The sequence below is a fragment of the Candidatus Nitronauta litoralis genome (assembly GCA_015698285.1).
GTDB classification, from domain to species: domain Bacteria; phylum Nitrospinota; class Nitrospinia; order Nitrospinales; family Nitrospinaceae; genus Nitronauta; species Nitronauta litoralis.
Genome location: CP048685.1, coordinates 2,423,387 through 2,443,426 on the forward strand (window position 1 = coordinate 2,423,387; position 20,040 = coordinate 2,443,426).

General features: G+C 44.6%; 18 protein-coding genes and 1 tRNA gene. 9 read left to right on the forward strand and 10 right to left on the reverse strand.

Annotated features, from left to right (window positions below; translation table 11 throughout):
• Positions 1 to 2: 2 nt before the first annotated feature.
• The 3 genes from G3M70_11040 to def are packed head-to-tail and all read right to left on the reverse strand — an operon-like array spanning position 3 to position 2,433.
• Positions 3 to 947 (reverse strand): SDR family oxidoreductase, encoded by a 945-nt coding sequence (locus G3M70_11040; GenBank protein ID QPJ62374.1) that lies wholly within the window; start codon positions 945 to 947, stop codon positions 3 to 5.
• The gene (locus tag G3M70_11045; protein QPJ62375.1) at positions 947 to 1,915 is read right to left on the reverse strand and encodes a methionyl-tRNA formyltransferase; all 969 of its coding nucleotides are present in this window, start codon (positions 1,913 to 1,915) and stop codon (positions 947 to 949) included. Before G3M70_11045 ends, G3M70_11040 begins: the two co-directional genes overlap by 1 nt.
• Positions 1,912 to 2,433 carry a peptide deformylase gene (gene def / locus G3M70_11050; GenBank protein ID QPJ62376.1) on the reverse strand — a complete coding sequence of 174 codons (522 nt, stop codon included), beginning with the start codon at positions 2,431 to 2,433 and terminating at the stop codon, positions 1,912 to 1,914. The genes G3M70_11045 and def overlap by 4 nt, the downstream gene beginning before the upstream one ends.
• Before the next feature lie 236 nt (positions 2,434 to 2,669).
• Between def and G3M70_11055 the strand changes: the two genes are divergently transcribed.
• A complete protein-coding gene (locus G3M70_11055; protein ID QPJ62377.1) occupies positions 2,670 to 3,071 on the forward strand; it encodes a hypothetical protein in 402 nt (133 codons plus the stop codon).
• Positions 3,072 to 3,081: 10 nt separating this feature from the next.
• On the opposite strand, the gene G3M70_11060 is transcribed toward G3M70_11055, so the two are convergent.
• Positions 3,082 to 3,552: an SRPBCC domain-containing protein gene (locus tag G3M70_11060; protein ID QPJ62378.1), complete on the reverse strand. Its 471-nt coding sequence runs from the start codon at positions 3,550 to 3,552 to the stop codon at positions 3,082 to 3,084.
• A gap of 201 nt (positions 3,553 to 3,753) precedes the next feature.
• Here G3M70_11060 and G3M70_11065 point away from each other — a divergent pair.
• Positions 3,754 to 3,829: transfer RNA gene (locus G3M70_11065), tRNA-Thr, on the forward strand.
• Here the strand turns inward: G3M70_11065 and G3M70_11070 are convergent.
• The 3 genes from G3M70_11070 to G3M70_11080 form a co-directional block, all read right to left on the reverse strand.
• A complete protein-coding gene (locus G3M70_11070; protein ID QPJ62379.1) occupies positions 3,818 to 4,177 on the reverse strand; it encodes a hypothetical protein in 360 nt (119 codons plus the stop codon). The genes G3M70_11065 and G3M70_11070 overlap by 12 nt on opposite strands.
• Positions 4,178 to 4,244: 67 nt before the next feature.
• Positions 4,245 to 5,486: a hypothetical protein gene (locus tag G3M70_11075; protein QPJ62380.1), complete on the reverse strand. Its 1,242-nt coding sequence runs from the start codon at positions 5,484 to 5,486 to the stop codon at positions 4,245 to 4,247.
• Positions 5,473 to 5,811 carry a hypothetical protein gene (locus G3M70_11080; GenBank protein ID QPJ62381.1) on the reverse strand — a complete coding sequence of 113 codons (339 nt, stop codon included), beginning with the start codon at positions 5,809 to 5,811 and terminating at the stop codon, positions 5,473 to 5,475. Before G3M70_11080 ends, G3M70_11075 begins: the two co-directional genes overlap by 14 nt.
• A gap of 376 nt (positions 5,812 to 6,187) precedes the next feature.
• Here G3M70_11080 and G3M70_11085 point away from each other — a divergent pair, with 376 nt between their 5' ends.
• The 3 genes from G3M70_11085 (at position 6,188) to G3M70_11095 (ending at position 9,585) form a co-directional block, all read left to right on the forward strand.
• On the forward strand, positions 6,188 to 7,102 hold the full coding sequence (locus G3M70_11085) for a hypothetical protein (GenBank protein QPJ62382.1): 915 nt from the start codon (positions 6,188 to 6,190) through the stop codon (positions 7,100 to 7,102).
• A gap of 34 nt (positions 7,103 to 7,136) precedes the next feature.
• A complete protein-coding gene (locus G3M70_11090) occupies positions 7,137 to 8,345 on the forward strand; it encodes a PD-(D/E)XK nuclease family protein (protein QPJ62383.1) in 1,209 nt (402 codons plus the stop codon).
• 250 nt (positions 8,346 to 8,595) lie between these two features.
• A complete protein-coding gene (locus tag G3M70_11095; GenBank protein ID QPJ62384.1) occupies positions 8,596 to 9,585 on the forward strand; it encodes a WYL domain-containing protein in 990 nt (329 codons plus the stop codon).
• Positions 9,586 to 10,017: 432 nt separating this feature from the next.
• Here the strand turns inward: G3M70_11095 and G3M70_11100 are convergent, their stop codons facing one another.
• The 3 genes from G3M70_11100 to G3M70_11110 form a co-directional block, all read right to left on the reverse strand.
• Positions 10,018 to 11,235, reverse strand: a complete 1,218-nt coding sequence (locus G3M70_11100) for a UDP-N-acetyl glucosamine 2-epimerase (protein QPJ62385.1) — start codon at positions 11,233 to 11,235, stop codon at positions 10,018 to 10,020.
• A gap of 39 nt (positions 11,236 to 11,274) precedes the next feature.
• A complete protein-coding gene (locus tag G3M70_11105; GenBank protein QPJ62386.1) occupies positions 11,275 to 14,262 on the reverse strand; it encodes a hypothetical protein in 2,988 nt (995 codons plus the stop codon).
• A 302-nt stretch (positions 14,263 to 14,564) separates the two neighbouring features.
• Positions 14,565 to 15,905, reverse strand: coding sequence for a hypothetical protein (locus G3M70_11110; GenBank protein ID QPJ62387.1), 1,341 nt, complete (start codon positions 15,903 to 15,905; stop codon positions 14,565 to 14,567).
• A gap of 613 nt (positions 15,906 to 16,518) precedes the next feature.
• Between G3M70_11110 and G3M70_11115 the strand changes: the two genes are divergently transcribed.
• From G3M70_11115 to neuB, 4 genes are read left to right on the forward strand one after another with little or no spacing between them, the layout of a single operon-like run.
• On the forward strand, positions 16,519 to 17,496 hold the full coding sequence (locus G3M70_11115; GenBank protein QPJ62388.1) for a Gfo/Idh/MocA family oxidoreductase: 978 nt from the start codon (positions 16,519 to 16,521) through the stop codon (positions 17,494 to 17,496).
• The gene (locus G3M70_11120) at positions 17,493 to 18,185 is read left to right on the forward strand and encodes an acylneuraminate cytidylyltransferase family protein (GenBank protein QPJ62389.1); all 693 of its coding nucleotides are present in this window, start codon (positions 17,493 to 17,495) and stop codon (positions 18,183 to 18,185) included. Before G3M70_11115 ends, G3M70_11120 begins: the two co-directional genes overlap by 4 nt.
• Positions 18,163 to 18,981 carry an SDR family oxidoreductase gene (locus G3M70_11125; GenBank protein QPJ62390.1) on the forward strand — a complete coding sequence of 273 codons (819 nt, stop codon included), beginning with the start codon at positions 18,163 to 18,165 and terminating at the stop codon, positions 18,979 to 18,981. The genes G3M70_11120 and G3M70_11125 overlap by 23 nt, the downstream gene beginning before the upstream one ends.
• Positions 18,975 to 20,018 (forward strand): N-acetylneuraminate synthase, encoded by a 1,044-nt coding sequence (gene neuB / locus G3M70_11130; GenBank protein QPJ62391.1) that lies wholly within the window; start codon positions 18,975 to 18,977, stop codon positions 20,016 to 20,018. The genes G3M70_11125 and neuB overlap by 7 nt, the downstream gene beginning before the upstream one ends.
• Positions 20,019 to 20,040: the final 22 nt, after the last annotated feature.

Sequence of the window (20,040 nt, forward strand, 5' to 3'; positions counted from 1 at the left end):
GGTCAAGTGGCAGGAAACCCGAGTTGTTGCCTGAAGTAATCCAGGGTTTCCTTAAGTCCGGTTTCGAGTTCGACAGTGGGTTGCCAGTCGAGTTTTTCGCGGGCAAGGGAAATATCGGGCCGACGCTGTTTCGGATCATCCTCCGGCAACGGTTTGAACTCGATTGTACTCTTGCTCCCGGTGACTTGCAAAACTTTCTCCGCCATCGAGAGTAAGGTCATTTCCGCAGGGTTGCCGATGTTGACCGGGTAGTGATACCCGGACATCATCAGTCGATAGAGACCCTCGACCAGGTCGGATACAAAGCAGAAACTTCGAGTCTGGCTGCCGGTGCCAAACACGGTAATGGATTCGCCTCTTAACGCCTGGGACATGAACGCGGGAATGGCGCGTCCGTCATTCGTCCGCATGCGGGGCCCATAGGTGTTGAAGATGCGGACGATGCGTGTATCCACTCCATAGGTTCGATGATAGGCCATGGTGATGGCTTCAGAAAAACGTTTGGGTTCATCGTAAACGCTGCGTGGTCCAATAGGGTTTACATTGCCCCAGTAACTCTCGGTTTGCGGGTGTACAACAGGATCTCCATACACTTCTGAGGTCGACGCCATAAGAAACGCCGCGTTTTTATTGCGGGCGAGCTGCAGGCAGTTTTCGGTTCCGACCGAGCCGACCCGGATGGTCTCGATAGGCAGTTGTAAATAGTCGATCGGGCTGGCGGGGGATGCAAACTGGTACAGGTAATCCAGGTCGCCTTCCAATTCGATGGGTTCTGTGATGTCGTGGTTGATGAACTGGAATGTGTCGTTTTTTATATGAGCGATGTTGTCTTCGGTCCCGGTGATGAGGTTGTCCATGCAGATCACCTCATGCCCTTTATCGAGCAAATATTCGCACAGATGTGATCCTACAAAGCCCGCTCCTCCAGTGACTAATGATCTTGGCATTAAGATTTCCTTTTTAATTCAGGTTCATTCTCCGGGCTGGAGCCCAGTCGCGTTCCCGGTTGTACGGGATGGCCGGCAAGGAAACTTTTGACATCCATTCTTTTTTTACCTTCCGGCTGAATTTCTTTCAGTATCAAGCGCCCGCCTCCGGTGCCGACTTCAATTCCATAGTCTGTAACGCGGACAATTTCGCCGGGCGCATCCGATGTTGTGCCCGTTCCTGTTTCCGTTTTACCGAGACGCCATCGTTTATTTCCAAGAAAAGTGTAGCTGCCCGGCCAGGGTTCCAGTCCGCGTACCCTATTGTGTAGGACTTCAGCAGTTTGATTCCAGTCGATCAGACCATCTTCTTTCTTCATCTTTGGTGCCAGCGTAGCCAGACTATTGTCTTGCGGTTCCGGTACCAGCTCCCCCGCTTCAAGTCGGTCCAGAGTGGCCAGGGCCAGTTCACCGCCCATTTCAGACAAAGCATCGTGCAGATCTTTCGCCGTGTGGTGGGGTTCGATGGTCATGCTGGATTTTAACAGCATGTCTCCGGTATCCATCCCGGCATCCATTTTCATAGTGGTCACCCCGGTTTCAGCATCCCCGTTGATGATCGCCCAGTTGATGGGGGCAGCACCACGGTATTTGGGGAGCAATGAAGCGTGAATGTTCATGCAGAACTGTTTCGGAACATCCAGCAAAGCCTGCTTTAAAATCTGTCCGTAGGCGATCACGACCATAACATCCGGATTGAGTGTGGCGACCTGGTCGATGAACTCCGGGGAACTGGCTTTTGCAGGCTGCCATACAGTAAGTCCCTGGTCCAGAGCGTAAGCCTTGACAGGTGTCGGCACAACCGATCGTCCCCGGCCTTTGGGTTTGTCCGGCTGGGTGACCACTGCAGAAACCTGATGCCGGGACTCATGCAATCGCTTGAGAGTTGGCAGGGCAAAGTCGGGTGTCCCCATAAAGACCAGGTTCATTCGTTTTCTTTAAGCCATTTCTTGAATTTGCGTTTGAGAATATCGCGTTTGACCCGGCCCAGCATATCCCAGAACAATTTTCCATTGAGATGATCGAGCTCATGCTGGAAGGCGCGAGCGAGATACCCTTCGACTTCGAGCCTCACATCTTTACCGTCGAGATCCACGCCTTTGACTTCCACCCGCTGGGCCCTTTTGATGTTTGCAAAAATCTCGGGAATGCTGAGACATCCTTCCTGCCCAATCTGTTCTTCTTCCATGGAAGTGATGATCGGATTAACAATGATGCGGGGTTCGTGCTGTTCCGGTTCTTCTTGCGTTTTATAACCCAGGTCAACGGCAATCAGTCGTTCCGAAACCCCGACCTGGTTGGCGGCAAGCCCAACACCACGGGAGTCGTACATGGTCTCGATCATATCTTCGGAAAGATCGACCAGCCCCTGGTTAATATTCTGAATTTCGTCACACTTTTTCCTGAGAACAGGGTCTAAACAATGTCGTACGGGCAAAATGGCCATGATATTTTATAAGAAAATGTCTGTGGACAGGTGCCGGGTTTTTGAAAGGCACAGAATTGCAGACGTTGGTTTCACAAAGAGTTATAAGATACCATCGGTTGGCCTGTGTGGGTAGTCCAAACGGTGAAAAAATCTCCGCCCTACTTTCTTGTGACAGATGGGCATCTATTTATTGTATAGTGCTGTGCCCTGCGCCCGTTTCGGGTAGGATCATTACCGGATAAACAGGTCTCTAAATGAATTTAAAAGTAGAAGTGTCAGTCGGGGAGTTCCTCGATAAAATGACCATCCTGGAAATCAAGTCGGAGCGGATTCAGGACGAATCTAAGTTGGCCAATGTCCGTAAGGAACTGGAGTTACTCAGGAAAACCTGGGAAGGCTCACACCTGGCAGGTTCGGATATCAGCGTCAAGCTTGGTGAACTCAAAAAAGTGAACGAAGCCTTGTGGGAAATCGAAGATAAAATCCGCGTAAAGGAATCTGCCGGTGAATTCGATAAAGAGTTTGTTGAACTGGCCCGGTCTGTGTATATAGAGAATGACAAACGGGCCTCCGTCAAACGTGAATTAAACGTAGCGCTGGGATCGGATTTGATCGAAGAAAAATCCTACGCCGACTATACAAGGAAGAAAAACTGAGGGGGGGACATCAATCGGAGTAGGGGTAACGGCTGTTGAACGGGTCTCCCTTGCCGGTTTCGACGTAGTGTTTGAGACTGTTGCCGAGGAAGTGGTCCCAACCCGCGACACAGATTCCGTAGCATTCCAGGCCGGGGATCAAGCCGTCATGGCGGAAAGTCAGTTCGGTGCCGTTGTCGCCATCAGGTGCAAGCGAGAATTTGATGGAGGTGCCGACCCATTCGTCGGTTTTTTTCAGAAGACCCGGCAGGTGATGGTACTGTTCGGTGCACACCCAGACGACTTCCCGGTCCGGTGTTAAGGATTCGATACGGAAGGTTTTGTGGGTTTTGCCAAAACGGAACGTGGCCAGCCCGCCCGGGGTCGGGTCGATTTCGCAGTCTTCCGTCCACCAGCCGGTGAGGCCGGCATGCGTTGCCAGCGCGGCATAAACCGTGGATGGTCCGGCATTCAATTTTAGTGTGAAGGAGTAGCTGTCCATAAGGTCGGTAAGTGTATCACAGGACGCTCTTTTTCAGGCCATGGGATGTTGAAAAAGAGCAGATGGAATTTTTTTCCCGTTGATGTAAAATGCACGGGTATCAGGTAGGATGGAATATAGGCGGGCCGGGTTTTTTGATTTCAAGGCTCCCAGGTTGTTGAAACAGATGATTTTTGAATATTGGATGTTCAGATAAAAAATGCCGGTGTAGCTCAGTTGGTAGAGCAACTGATTTGTAATCAGTAGGTCGGGGGTTCGACTCCTCTCACCGGCTCCATTTATTTAAAATTGTTTTTAGGCAAGTAGTCAAATAAAGACCTGACCCTTTTATGCTTTTACTTTTATATTTAAAGGTGGCCTCATAAATGGTCCTAACACCCGATTCGATCAAGTCCTTGGTTCTTTGAATCTTGTCATCAAAATTTCCTTCCTCGAAACGGATTTCCTCGCCCCCCGGAAACAATTGCTGAGCTAGCAAACCTACAGCGGTGCCCGTGTCAAACAGGGCTTGTTGGGCGGCATCAGGCTCTTCAAGAAGGTCCTTGCGATTGCGGTACAGCCAAAGCTTCTTATGGCACTGAAGCCCTCTTAAATACTGGGATTTGGAGAGTTTAGATTCAATCATAGCGAACTATCTTTGAAAGATACTGAGAACATTTGGATTCCTGAATATAACATTAGGAGAGTTGCGGTCAAGTTTCCAAGCTGGGGCTGTATTCATCTGATTCCATATTGAATGTCCATGCCACACCCTCTTTAGCCGTACTGATACCTGGGGGCACCCAAAGAATATGTTTGGAATATTTTCCACTTTGATCGATGGTTTTATTCTCCACCACAAGCATTCCCATAGGGTAATTATAATTGTAGTCCCATTTATATAGTTTTCCAAAATCGTCTTTTTGTGAAATTTCAAACTGATTCTCTTTAATGTAACGATTGATCCCAAATCGTTCTATTAAAAGCATTTTCAGTCCCATATCCCTTTCAGTGCGAATATCTTTTAGGGTTATTTCTATAGTTCCTGTAAATAAATTTTTGGAAATCCGCCTTCCATGCCAGGCATAAATTCCCCATCCATCAGGGTAACGAATAGCCATTCCATCTGTGCAATGGAGCCGCCCCTGCTCATCCCGCTTCACAAACTCTGGAGGCCCGGACACAATCCCCAGTCCAAAAAAGAGCCACCAATAATCCACCGATTGAAATATAGATTTCAAATTCTTGACATATAAATGTTCAGCATGATTGACCCACTTTGAAAATAATTCCCCATAAATTGACTCTATAAAAGTATTTCCAATAACTAGATTGCCGTATGGGACCATTCGATGCGCAGAATTCAAATAAAATTGATTAGAAATTTGATCTATCCCTTCACGCAATGAAAAGGCTTCCTTTCCGGTAAGAAGTTTTGTCGCATTCCACAAATATGAAAATGTGTCCATTTCTAATTGTTGATGGAGGGCATATTGATTTAGGATGGCGGGCTCTGTTAAACATATATTTTCCCAATTCTGCCACGCTTCCACCTCAGCATATTCGGTCCAGGCTATCGTCTCTGATCCAAGCCTAAGTTTTTTAAATCTGTTAGTTACTTTATTTGTTAGACTGGGATGGCTTTTACCAACGGCCTTTAAAGTTTGAATCCTAATAATTTTTGAAATTTCTTTTAATGAACCATTTGCAACTAGAACTCTTGACAGGGGAATATTATGCAGAATAAATGCTGCAAGGGCTGCCTGATAAGGGGAATCTAACCAAACGACTTGTAAGTTTGACCAACCCAATTCAGAGTGAATTTTCCTCAGATTCCCTTTGACAGATTTCCTGTTGACAGGATCGGACTTTAAAGAACATTCAAACCACCCCTTTAAGGTGCCAATCAATCTTTCGCTAAACTCGGGAAAATTTTTCTGGCTAATCTGAAGCATAAGCATTCCCTCCGGGAATATAGAACCGCTGCTGGATCACCTCGTAGATTCCCGACTTGAGAGAAATGGCATCATGATCCCCTCCTTCCAGGGTTACCGGCTCCCCATGCTTAAGCACAGCAGAGGTTGGAACTTCAAGCCAAGTTCGCCCCTTGGAATTACGAAGCAGGCGGGCATCACCATCGTGCACAACAGCATGAACGTGCGCTCCGGTCTCTCCCATTCCCAGAATCAACCTGTTAATTCTTTTTATATTAGGGATCGGTTGCCCTTTTGGTTTCCGGTAAACCTTTCTTAAAAGAATATTTCCTTGTCTCAGGACCATGGTCTTTCTCCATATAAATTAGATTTCCAAATTAATCTATCGAATCTGTAGGCAGAAATAATGCCATTCTTGGAATTTACAGCCAAATGCCAAAGAATAATAACCGGCAGTATAAGTGCCGTTACTTTAGATATATTGATGTTCAATATATGAAAAAATCATGAGGTTTAAATACAATGCGAAGAAAACCCAAGGGGCATTTCTAGAAATTTCGACGGAAAAAAAGATGCTTTGATCTTCTCCTGGAATAGTGGACGCGAAGAAAGCAGGGAACCCTAAGCCCCGCTTGGGCATTGGATGCTCTCCTTCAAGAAGCAAGATTAAAGTTAACCAATAATCCAATAGGTTTTTCCTGTTAATTAATGTGTGATCCCAAATGAACAAAATTGCCATCATATCGTTTTACTTGGAAATGCTCCCTCGCCCAAAAACCAGCGGAAGGGATAGGTTTGCCAATTTCAAGTTATTCAGGAAGGAGCGGCACGAATTAATAGGGCACCTTCTTTCCGATGCTAACAAGGCGGGTTGCACTCACGCTTTATTTCCTGGGTGGACGTTCGTATATGGCGAGAATGAAAATGTTTCGCAACTCAAAGAGGACCTCCGGAAAATACAAAAGCTATCCAAGGCTCTGGAGATTTCAATCATCGGAGAGTTCACCATCTTACCTAATAGAAAGAATGTGGAATTCACACCCGCTCCAGCTCCCTACGGAATTTATGCCTTTGAAAAGGGGAAAATAATCAATACTGAAATAAGACAGCAGTTTGCGACAAGTCCTCAAGCTGGAGGAAATCCTAAATATGGAGGAAGACCATCAGAAGCCTATAAAAAGGTGGTTGGAGACATATTTTCAAAAAAGAGAATAATCACAATTGGTGGATTAAACTTCTTGATCCTAGTTTGTGGGGAAACCAATATCCTTTACAACTCAAAAGATATGAAACAGCCGAGGTTTCGTTTTAACTTGGAAATTGGGCTGGAGAAAAAGCTTCGTTCCCTGCCACACCACATAGTTTTTAATCCTGGCCACACTGAATTCAGCAATTTCACACTTGGATTATTTAAGAAACGCTGGCGGTTTTTAAGTAAAGGAAAACCTAATTATATCAGCAGGGTTGTTTTCTGCATTTACACTACGAATATTACAGAGAGTAATTGTTCCTTTGACAAGGGAACTTATATTTATAAGAATGGGGGTTCACAATCCGCCTCAGAATCAGAAGAACGAAAAATTTCAGAGGGTAATTACGTGCAAGCGGTTTGGTTGGGAATACTTGAATGTGCCTAAATGAAATTATTTTATCGGTCACGAAAGGACTTTTATGATCGACCCTTCCGGGAGTGAATCAATTAATTTTCTGAAAATTGACCAATATCTTGAGCTGATTAAAAAACAACAACCCTCTTTTAACATCTTTGAAATTTTAAAGGTAGAAACTAATGAAAACATCCATAGCAACTTTCTTGCATGGATTTTCAACCCTGAATTGCATAAAAATGAAGATGGAAGTAATATTTTTCTATTAGCATTAGTTAAAAAGCTGGAAATTAAAGTTGAAGTGCCGATGCAGGGGGCAGTTTGCCGAGAGTACTGTTTCCCAAACGGTAAACGAATAGACCTGATTATTTCCTTGGGAAAAATAATTATATTTATTGAAAATAAGATACAGGATTGGGAAAGACCAGATCAACTCGAAAGTTATAAAATTTCTGCCAAAACTGACTCTAAGTTTAAAAATGAAAACTTGACACATTATTTCCTTTTTTTAACGCCATGGGGTACTAAAGCTGGGGGTTGGGGTTGGAAGGAAATATCTTATTTTCAAATTTCTGAAATTATCAAATCGCAGATTAATTCACTAAACGATGAGTTCATTAGGGGAATTATTGAATCCTACATCCATACAATCGAGGTCAAAGTGTTAAGTGACCATGACATAAAAAGAAAATTCTTAAAACGCTACATTGCTGAACCGCAGGAACTAAATAAGTTTAAGGAAATCATTAAATACATACCACCCGAGTCAATATATAAGGATTTAAAAGACAGCCTGGGAAGTTACCTTTGGCAGCAAAATGAAGATTGGGGAAATAATCAATTTTACGTTGAGGCAGCATTTAAGGCACTCAATATTTATGGAGATTCAGGTTGGACAATACTTTATAATCGCCAAAAAGAACAAAAAATATACTGGTCATTTTCTTTTGACTGTGGAGGCGACGGCGATATTATGCTCACCTTTAAACTAATTACCCACCAAGATTGGTGTCCACCTATTAGTGCCGGAGATATGAAACATTTTGAAAACCTTGCCCAACAGCTAAAAAACGTTTTAGAAAACGATTTTGTTTTTAAGGCTCAAATTATGGATGGAAGCTATCCAGAAATTTCTTTTTCTAAGAAATTAGCCAAAGATGATGTGCTTAAAAAAGAATATCCTGTCCTTATCGAAGATTTAGGTAACTATATCTTAAAGTTTTTCATTCCCTCCTTAAAAGTAATTATCGATGAAGAATGGCTTGAAGAATGATGTTATGGCTTAAAGGTATTCTGAATTTTAACTGGGTTTAGCCAGTTCACATGGCCGTCTACTTAATTTGTCTATATACTGTCCCCCCTTTTGGACTGGACAGGTGATAAGTGGAGTTATGAATGTTGTTGAGAGAGTTAAGATTCTCATCGGAGCCGCCCCGTCACTTGAGACATGAGGCGAGATAATGTAACTCTCCCTTAAAATAGTCGGCGGATTCATACAATAAATAAAAATACCGGGATAACACATGCTTACTCCACGTCAGAAAATGGCCCAGGTGGTTTACCTGTTGTTGACTGACCCAGGCGGCTTTTCTTATTCTTTCCTCAAAGATAACCTGGAAGTAAATGACCGTGCTCTTCGAGTCTTTATCCAGGAGCTAAAGAACATTCCTGAATTGCATGACTCTCAAAACCAGACCAGAGTCCAAGTGACGGGTCGGGGGCCTGATCGAAGGGTTTTTCTTAAACCATTGGATATAGAGGATACGGACACCATAGGGCATGTGCTTTCACTTCAATTTGCCCACACCATGCTTCGCTTTCTCAAAGGCACTCAATTAGAAAATTATCTCACCAAGATGTCTGCTTCTTTTTTACAGGGACCCGACAAGCAACTGTTTGTAAATTTAGACAAGAAAATTTTTTCAATTAACGAATGGCCAAAGGATTACAGCAATAAATCAGAAATTATTAAGGATTGTCTCCACTCCCTGCTATATAGAAAGTCACTCAAGGTTCAATATAAATCCCCCGGTTCCAAACAAGGTAAGGCGCACGAGTTGAATATCTACACGCTCCTTCAATATAGGAATGGTCTGTACTTGATTGCCAAGAGTGATAAGGGACCGAAGGTAATGGTATTTGCCGCAGAGCGCATTATACAAACCCAGAAAACCCGTAAAGAGTTCAGATATCCGCCCAAATATTCACCTGAGGATTATGTTGATGGTGCTTTTGGTTTGATTAAATGGGAGGAAGAGAGCCATAAGGTGGTAATCAATTTTGATTCAGACTTGGAAACCGCTATCACCGCAAGGAAATGGCATAAGAGCCAATCGATAAAGAAGCTTAAAGACGGCACCATCCAACTCAGCATGACAGTCTCCGCGTTGGAGCAGGTGGTCCCCTGGGTCCTTAGCTTTGGTTCGTTGGCTAAAGTGCTAAAACCGAAATCCTTGAAGGAACAGGTTGTTACTGAAATAGGAGTCCTATTCAACCAATATAAAAAAAGGTAACGATTCCCATAGATACATTATTAACAGCACAATACTTTATGATAATTTCATTGTTTTAGTTTTCTTCCGAGAGAACGTCATTGGTAAAGGTGTCAAATCTTTAAAGGTGTCAAATCTTTATTTGACTAATTGCTATTGTTTTTTTTAATATTAGAGTATGTCTCGTCCCCTCAGAATAGAGTTCCCAGATGGCTGATACGATGTGATGAACCGGGGTTGGGTCAGCATGCCATTTTCAGTGACTCCAAAGACCATACTCTTTTCCTCATTTTTATGTTTTGTAATACCTTCTCCCTTTCCAGGTAAAATAAGGTCAACGCTTTTTCTGGTAATTATCGGAAAGCACTCTCTGATACTGGAACGCAACACATTGACTCGGGCGCGCGAATGCTCAATATATTGGTTGCTATTAAAAGTATCAGGTTTATGACCTTAATTTTTATTTGATAAAGATTCGATGATGGCGACAATTTTTTCGCAGGCCCCCAAGCTTTCCTCGGCCAGCGCTATACGGTTTTTTTTCAGCTTTTGGGCTCTCGGGCTTTTTTCTGATATTAACTCTTCCAAGCCCTCTTTTAATTTGTCGGTCGAGTTGAGTACCAAAGCTCCAACATCTTCCGAATAGTCCACGTACTTATCATATTGTGACATTTGTAAAATTATCACAGGTTTCCCCAAAAGCAGCGCTTCATAAGCCACTGTTGAAGTGCATGTCACCACAATATCGGCGGCGAGGAGAGCATTGATAAGAGGTTCTTCCCTCGGGCTTAACATGGCAGTTTCGGGTATGGGTTCCTTGGCAGGGTCAGTGCTGCTTGGATGCAAGCGTACTAACAAACTGCAATTTTTTATGGATAAACAAACTTCATTCAGTCGGGATCTAATCAGTCTTGGTAATTCAGGGTTCGCGGGCTCAGGCTGGTCTGCCCATAAAACAAGTTTGGATTGATCAGAAAGCCCCCGCGAACTTCTCACGGTCTCACGCAGGTTTTCAGGGGCACTGAACAGTTTTTCGAAAGACGGGTTGCCTGTCACAATGACACTTTCAGGAGAGCGTCCCGCATCGACCAGTTGCTCTTTAATGGTTGAGTTGCAAACACACATTATGGAGCCGTTGTCTTGCCGGGAAAGATAATGCATTCCAATATGAGGGAAAATTACAACGCTGCATACACTGGGTATTCCAAGATTGACTGCTGAGTTTAATGCCGCCCTTTCCATCCTGGGAGAGTCCGTAGCTAATACAACATCTGGCATCTCTGTTTCTAAAACAGAAGTCATGAACTCGACAGGCAAAAATGAAGCCAACCCATGTTCGTTATACATATCCCTGGCTTTTTGTTCTCCATGAGTCTTCACCGATTCAGCAAATGAAATTCCCAGATAGGCTATAGATTCCTCTTCCGTTATTCCGATTCCGTCTGTGTGGTGTTTCCCAAGTAACTCCCTTCCATATTTTTGAATATTGTCGTTTTTCATATCGACATAATCGATTACCCGTTTATGGACAATACCCTCTCTCTCCAATACGGGTCCGGCTGTTGTCAGACCTATCATTACGCATTCATGGTCCCTTGAGACCAGTTCCCTGTAAAGCGGAATCACCAATGCAACATGGGCGCCGCCATAGCAAACCATCAATATTTTCATTCATCCACCAGAAGTTCATTTAACATAAAATTAAATTTTTTATTGTAAGTAAATTTCAAGTTCGGAAATTAATTTTGCGCCACTTTTTTCCGGCTGATAAAACTCAAATTTATAATACCGGTTTATTTCAGAACTTTTGATGTAGAAGGCATCAAACTGTCTTAAGCCTGATGCGAGTTTTACACCCTTTCTGGAATCAACCAAAGTCCATGCTTTACCATCTTTGGATCCAAAAACCTTCCATTGTTTGGGGCTGGCTCCCTTGTGTATGTTTTCAACCCCCGAAATCCGGTAAAGTTTCATGGGTCTTTTAGCGTCAGGGCCTAGATCCACCAGTACCCCTCTTGAATCCCGGAAGTCAGCAACCTGGAAATATGACCCATGGTTGTGATCAAATATTTTGTAGACTGAACTGACGTTGCTTGAAACCCTTTGTTGGGGATAGAAATCGCTTGCAAGTTGAAGGAATGTATTTGCTGCAATGGAACCTGGCAATATAAACTTCATGCCAAAAACTTTTTGGGTTGGGAAATCTATTCCCATTATCGCAATATCATTTTCATATATTTTAAGATGCTCTTTTCCTTTTAGAGACTCGCCCTCACCAAAATCCAACTCGTACTCAATGGCGGTATCTTCAGCCTCTCTTTGAGTTGTCTTCAACTGAAACCCTGATAAAGAAATTCCATTTTTCAAATGCGGGGTAAAACTCATGACAATAAAATTATCTTTTTCCAGAGAGTTGTTTTCGATAGTAGTTCGCAAATGTTTGCGATTCCAGGTATCACCTCCCGAAACTTTTTGCCATTTTAAAAGGCCAGCATCAGCGGCATTAAAGAATTTCTTTTGGGCCCCTACTTTAATAAAGGACACCACGGGCTGAACATTTTTTACAACCATCCAGTTTCTGGGAAGGGTCATACTGGGCATCCTTTCCCAACCTCGATGGTGATTGTATTCCAGGCCTTCTCTCAAATTAGGGTATTTGGAATCCTGCATGGAGCTCCAAAGTACCCAGCTATCGTCAATATTGGTCAGAGAACCGACGTCGTCCTTTAGCAAAAAAGTGGATTCCGCCTCATCATTAAATTGGCATAGTCGTTTTACCAGAAACTTTATACGAGGAGAGTTGGTATAGACTTGTTCCCCCTGGTGATGTTTAAAGCAAAACTCCACTGACGGAAACGCAAAGCTGGGGCTGGTAGCAAAAGCCCAAATTATTGCCCCGCTCGAAATTAAAGCCAACGCGGGTTTGTAAGGCCGTGGTGGTTTTGGATTGGGCTCTTTTGTAGATGGAGTTTTTGTCACTGACAAGGAAACAATTAATCCTAATATGATGAATACAAATAAAATAGTCAGATTTCTTTCCTGAGGGAAGAAGAAGGAACTGGCGAGATAGGCGATTAGTCCGGAAAGCAGGGAAGATAAAGCCCAGGCTGTTGGGCTGGAAGGCTCACTTATAATTTTTTGTGCCGCCAGCTTTATAATGTAACAAACAAATGATATCAACATGAGCGCCGCCAGCCCTCCACCCATGATAAAAATGTCCGGTAGAAGAGCATGTGTGGAATAGGTGTTCTCGATGCCTCCGAAAGCGGTTCCATAGAGTTGGATTTTTGCCACGCCAACTCCCTGGCCCAATAGCAGGGTTTTGGTGAAAAGAGGAAGGCCGCTTAAAAATAACATCGACCTGGATTGATTGGCTGTCACCATGTCAACCGGTGCAGAGGCTACTTTTTCTTCAGTAAGTGGGGCGGGTCCTCCACTTAATGGGTCTACAACAATAGGGCTGAATGCGTTGGGATTGGTTTGTCCGGAAGCGACTACTGTGTCTGATGGGGCAGTCGGGACTGATGGAGTGGCTTGTTCTGACTGTGGCCCTTCTTTGGATATAGTTGCGTAGACACTTTTTATTGGATTTGTTTGTATCTTGTTTTTTTTCGCACTTTGTTTAGGCGCGGGAATATCTGTTACATAGTTGACAGGTTTTATGACAAAGACTTCCGACGTGAATAATAAAACCACAAGGGTTAGCAAGGCCAATACCGTTTTGTTTTTCTTTCGCATCAAAAACATTGACAGTAAGAAAGGGATACTGCCAATTATCATTGTTAAGCTGATTGATCTGGTTGTGTTTAGATAGATGGCACTGATCATCAGCAACTGAAACATGAACAAGCGTTTTGACTCACCAAACGCATAGAGGGATAAGGACACAAAAAACAAAAGCATCAGCACTTGGCAGGAAGATGCGTGGTAATAGTAAGTTCCTCGAACGCGATAAAAGTATTTGCTGAAATCTTCACTCTCCAGTACATATGAAAAATCGGAAAATAGCCATTGAAGATCGACTATTAAAGCCTGAAGAACTCCGGCTCCTAAACAGGTATAGAGGATTACTTTTATTCTGTGGGTATTGTCAGCAAAAAATACTGCTGCAAGAAATCCTCCAACCCAGATTCCCCAGGTAGAAAGTCCGTTTAAATGGGCAGCCAGGTTGTTTTGCGGAACATCCCCTTCACCAGATTGGGTCAATACGCCGAAAATCTCGACAAACAAACGTCCTTGAGAAAACAAATAAAAGAGAAGTAGAAACGTTACAACAAAACGGGGTTGTTTATCGCTCTTCGACCAAAGAAAACGTGCAATCGTAATGATAAGAAACCAATCAATCAAATAGACGCAAAAAGCGGCTTTGGTTCCAAATGGGTGACCAAAAATACTTTTTACCGACCTTATCAGGTAGGAGGCCGGAGAGCTTGAGTTTATGGCCGAATAGAGGTCTGCTGAAATGACTGATAGGAGAGTGAAGCCACCGGTAAATATCAGAAGAACCTTGAAGGGAGAAGGCGAATTTTGTTCTTTGGCAATGAGGGAAATGCATATCCCAACCAGGACAATTCTCAGGGATGCCGCCCAAACAGGGACAAGGGGAAGCAATAAAAATGCAAACAATACAATTCCTATAAGAAAAATATAGGTCTGGTTTCCTTGGTCAATCAGGGTTTCATCGTGGTTGTTTGACATGGTGAACGATATGACTTGCGATTGCTGGCACCATAATACGGTGGCAGGGCAGGCTGGTTCTCGATCTATAGGATTATTAATTCAAGATTGATGGTTGTAGTCAGTTAGATTGATTTTTTTTGAGCTTCGCCGTAAAAAAAATTGGGGAACTTAACCCCATCGACCTTGGTGCCCATAATAGTGGAATGCGAAGAAAAAAGTTTGTTGTGAGTCTTCTTAAATTTTTCCCTGAGCAGGGTAATCCAGGAAAAATGGGTTGGGAGAAATGAACTTGTTCATCCCGGATGCTTTTCAATGTGTTGTCAAATGTCAGCTTTCAGGTTCTTTATAAAAGTATGACCGTATTTGTTGTTTGCAGCGACTCCAACCACTTCCACATCGGTGTCCAATACCGAATCGGCATCAAAAACATAATGCCAACTGCGCTGGTCCAGGCCAAAGTCCAGGTTGTCGTGGATAAACCTTCCTGATTTCGTTTTGATGGCCAAATAGGGCTGAGGGCCAAACACTTCGCCGGACTTCGTTAGTATTTTCAACTTTAATGCACCCGCATCTCGATAAAGCGAGACGTCTAACTCCAAGGGGGCATAGTCCCCGGCATTAACAACCTGGTTGAAAGCGTGTTTAGCCTTGCAGAATTTAAACTTCACATCCTGATATTTTTCGGAAGACTTCTGGATCATTTCTCTTGCCATGTCGACTTCCGTTGATAGCTCCCGATAGTCATGTGATGCCAGTCCTAACATCACATCCATTCCATTCTGCGCGTTACGAAAGGCTTTGTCGGTTTCTTCCTGTGTGATATTGGCAAACCGGGTATTTACGTTGAGGAATCGGGCAATAGATCGTCTGCATTGACCGGGTTTCTGGTAATCATAAAAGTCCGGATGATACACAGACCAATCAGAAGGAGCCCGCCGCCAATCCCCAAAACGGCCGTTTCTTAAATCGTTTTGCATTTCCAGTTCTTCAAGGTTGTCTACAGCCAGATTGGTTCCATCAAATGGAATCCATTGCTCAAGAAACCAATGGCAATCGGGGCGTTCTACGTGAAATCCTGCGCGAAAAACAGAAGGGAAAAAATTCCGCTCTATAATTTTGCGGCAAAGTATTGGATGAAGGTGTGGAGAATTCTCATAGGAGGTGGCGCAGCGATGGGCTTCCCGGTAAGTGGAAAGGGGATGGAAATGCCAATCCATTTCGTCGATTTCATGAGAGTCGTATTTGTCTAAAAACTCCATGTAGCGATCATAGACATTATGATAGCCCAGATCCTTTCCCCTCGGGTTTACCTCAAACCCGACATGATCGAGACAAAACCAATTGTAAACCCAGCCACCGCCAAAGGAATCGGTTATTTGATTCCGGTAGTCTTTTGCCAGGATTCGGGCCAGCATCTTGTCGATGTGATCCCATGTTTCATTATAAGTTAACAGGGATGGGTCGAGGAATTTGGCAACAACACTTTCCCTTCCGTCCAGATCGATTTCCTGATTCCGGAGTTTTTGCAGATTTGCATAGCTGGGAGTGAGGTTGATATCAAAAGTGTCTTGCAGCCGCTCAAACGTGGCTGATAAGGATTCATGCAAGGGGCCTTCTGTGTCAATACCGTGAACAACGTATACGATCTTTTCCTTGGGCATTTAGTGGTAGACCTTTTAATAGATTAAAAAATTGAGGGATTATTTTTTGATGAGTCTCGATTCAAAAATGAAACCGTAGTAATTTAATTGTGAAATCAATCACACAAGTAGGCTAATCGACCTTTTATCGGGGTTGTTTTGCGTTCCAGGTCTACAGGGTGGACTTCATAAGTCCATGCGAGTGCAGTTTCATTAAACTAATGAAACTAAAGAGGGTTTTGCGTTTGTGTTATGACAATAAAACCTAATTTATATTAAGATTTAACGATAACTTTATCAAGGGAAAAGCGGGTTAGAAAACAATAAAACAAGCATCAAAATTCACAATAAAAACGAGGGTGCGTTAGCGAATCGAGGAGTTTTTTCAGGCTGGGATTCTAATTCAGAAAGGTGACTAAATATGGCATAATGCCAATAGTTTTAGAGATAAAACCGTACCTGGAAACCTCCGGCCAATTAAATCGTTTTCTGCGAAAAAAATCTCCGCTTTAGCCAGGTTTAACGTTAGATCCAAACCCATCCAAAATTTCTTCTTTTCAGACGATGAAAATACTCCCATGAAAAATTGCCAGTGTTTGACAACCACCCGAAATGAAACTTTTCAAAGTCTAATATGCTAGGGCTTATAATTGGAACCGGTTCTATCGGACAGCGGCATATCAGAAACATTAGGAAACTTGTCCCGGAAAGCCGGTTTATATTTTTACGAAAAGGGGGGCGCCAGGATGAATTGTCCGCTTCCATTAATGCAGAGGTGACAGATAACCTTGATCATGCCCTGGGTTCCAAGCCTGATTATGCTGTTATTGCTACCCCCTCGGCATTGCACACCGATGTCCTGATCCCACTTATCGATGCCCATCTTCCATTTTATATTGAAAAACCGGTGGCGACTCGAAGAGAGGATGTGAATGCCATCAGGTTCCGGTTAAAGAGTTCAAGTTTTAAAAGCCCCACTCTGGTTGGGTGCAACTTGAGGTTCCTTCCCGCGCTTCAAAAAGCGAGAGCACTCCTAAATGATGGGTCATTGGGAACCGTGCTACGAGCTGGATTTACAGCAGGACAATGGCTTCCCGACTGGCGTCCACAACAGGATTACAAAAATGGCTATAGCAGCAACCGTGAAATGGGGGGAGGGGTGGTGTTTGACCTCATCCATGAAATTGACATGGTCCGGTGGTGGTTTGGTGAATTTGAAAGAATTGGCTCTGTTTTGGGGAACTTCAGTTCCCTGGGTATTGAAACGGAAGACACGGCAGCTATTGTCATGGGTAAAAATGAAGGGCCTCCGGCAGTCACCATTCAACTGGATTACATTTCAAGAAAGCCGGTACGGCGGTACGAGGTGGTTGGTGAGTTGGGAAGCCTGGTATTCGATCTTCAGGAAAAAACATTGATGCAGATAACCAAGGATGGTTCCGAGGCAGTTAATTGCGGAGCAGATGGTTTTGATGTGTCCAAAACTTACGAATTGGCAATGCGGGAATTTTTTGAAGCGATTAAGGCGGGGGCCGCCACCTCCCAGAATATTCTGGATGGATTGGATTCTGTTGAGTTGGCGTTGAACGTTTATGAGAGGACTATTCAATGACCACGATTTGTACAGTATGTGCCAGGGGAGGGTCCACCGGTGTTCCGAGGAAGAACGTGCTGCCTTTGCTGGGTAAGCCGCTGATCGTTTACACTCTGGAGCAGGCTCTGGCTTGCCCGGAAATTGACCGGGTGTACGTTTCTACAGATGATGAGGAAATTGCCGAAGTGGCACGCAACGCGGGGGCTGAGGTTCCTTTTATGCGACCGGCTGAATTGGCCGGGAACAAGGCTCCCAAAATTCCTGTTATCGAGCATCTGGTCGATTGGGTGGTTGCATCGGGAGTGAAGGTTGAGCGTATTATTGACCTCGACCCCACCTCTCCCCTGAGAGAGATGTCTGATATACTGGCTTGCCTTTCCATGCTCGATGATAAAACAGATGTGGTCATTACCGGTTTTGAAGCTGAAAAAAACCCTTACTTCAATATGGTCGAAGAAAAACCGGATGGATATTTCTCTCTGTCAAAATCAATTCAGGGCGGGGTGACCGGTCGGCAATCGGCTCCCAAAGTCTATTCCATGAATGCTTCCATTTATGTGTGGCACCGGGAAACCCTGAGTAAAGGGTTGTGGGAGGGTAATGCCAGGCTGCACATCATGCCCCGAGAACGATCAATAGATATTGACGAATTCATAGATTTTAAAATAGTGGAGCTTCTTTTAAATGAAAAAACCGGATCCCGCTAAAACACAAATCGACTTGAAGGGAAAAGTGGCGTTGCTGACCGGCGGTGCCGGAATTCTCGGAGCCCGTTTTGCCTGGTCCCTGGCAGGCAAGGGTGCCCGTGTGGCCATTGTCGATCGCGACCTGGAAAAAACCCGCAGGGTGGCTGCTGACATTAATCAGGAACTGCCAGATTCCGCTTTTCCTTTTGAAGTGGACATTACCCTGAAACAAGACTGGGATGATTTAAAGCAAAAGATTAATTCAAACCTGGGCGATGTTGATATCCTGATTAACAACGCTGCGGCGAAAAGCCCGAACTTTTTCGAACCCTTTGAAACGTTTCCACTTGAAGATTGGAACTTCGTGATGAACGTGAACACTACCGGAGTGATGTTGGGTTGTCAGGCCTTTGGTTCGGAAATGGCGGAACGTGGGAAAGGGAGCATCATCAATACGCTTTCCATTTATGGGATCGTCGCTCCCGATCAGCGGGTTTACGAGGGTTCAGAGTATGAAGGGCGCGCTATCAACACACCGGCGATATATAGCACAAGCAAAGCCGCCGTCTGGGGCCTCACTCGTTATCTTGCCGCTTTTTGGGGGGGCAAAGGTGTGAGAGTGAATGCCATTACACCGGGTGGAGTCTACAGCGGGCAAAACGAAACGTTCACCGATCGCTACAGCGCACGGGTTCCTTTAGGTCGCATGGCGGATGGCGATGAACTCTGCGGGGCCGTCCTGTTTCTTGCATCCGACACCTCATCCTATATTACCGGCCAGAACATTGTTGTCGATGGAGGTCTGACCGTATGGTAGCCCCTGCTGAATGCTTTGTTATTGCAGAAGCCGGAGTCAATCACAACGGCTCCGATGACCTCGCCTTCAAGCTGGTTGATGTGGCTGCCGAAGCGGGTGCCGATGCGGTCAAGTTCCAATCCTTTCGCGCCGAATCGTTAACAAAACCGGGTGCCGAAAAAGCCGAATATCAGAAAGACAAGACCGGTGATGGCGATCAACTCAGCATGCTTAAAAAGCTAGAGCTGTCGACTGAAATGCATCACCGTTTGAAGGAACATTGCCACAAAGCGGGCATTGAATTCCTGTCCACCCCCTTTGATGAAGAGACGGCGGACTTTTTAGTTGGGATGGGAATCAAGAGGTTTAAAGTTCCATCTGGAGAACTGACCAACCTCGTGATGATGAAGCACCTTGCCCGAAAAAATCTTCCCATGATTTTGTCTACCGGAATGGGCACCATTGAAGAGATCCACGAGGCGGTTGAGACCATCCGCAATACCCGAGAGAATCTTGGTTTTAATGAACCTCTCGAGACTATGCTGACATTGCTCCATTGTACTTCGAACTATCCGGCTGCGTTGTCCGATATCAATCTCCGGGCAATGCAAACCATGCAGCAGGAATTCAATCTGCCTGTCGGATATTCCGATCATTCAGAAGGTTTGTTGGTCCCGGTGATGGCTGTAGCCATGGGGGCCGGCGTCATCGAAAAACATTTTACGCTGGATAGGTCGATGCCGGGTCCGGATCACGCGGCGTCTGTTGAACCGAATGAATTGAAAACAATGGTGGAGAATATCCGCGCTACTACTCAGGCTCTCGGTTCCTCGAAGAAAACCCCCACACCCTCGGAATTGCCGATCCGCGATCTGGTGCGAAAAAGTGTGACCCTCAAGCATTCGCTGTCTGCTGGCCAGTCTATTAAAGAAGGCGACCTGGTATTACTCAGGCCCGGTACCGGTATTCTTCCACGAGATATTGAAAAAGTACTCACCAAAAAAGCCGCACACGACCTCCCTCAATGGCACACCTTGCAGTGGTCCGACCTGGAGTGATCGTACGCATTGACAATCTGGT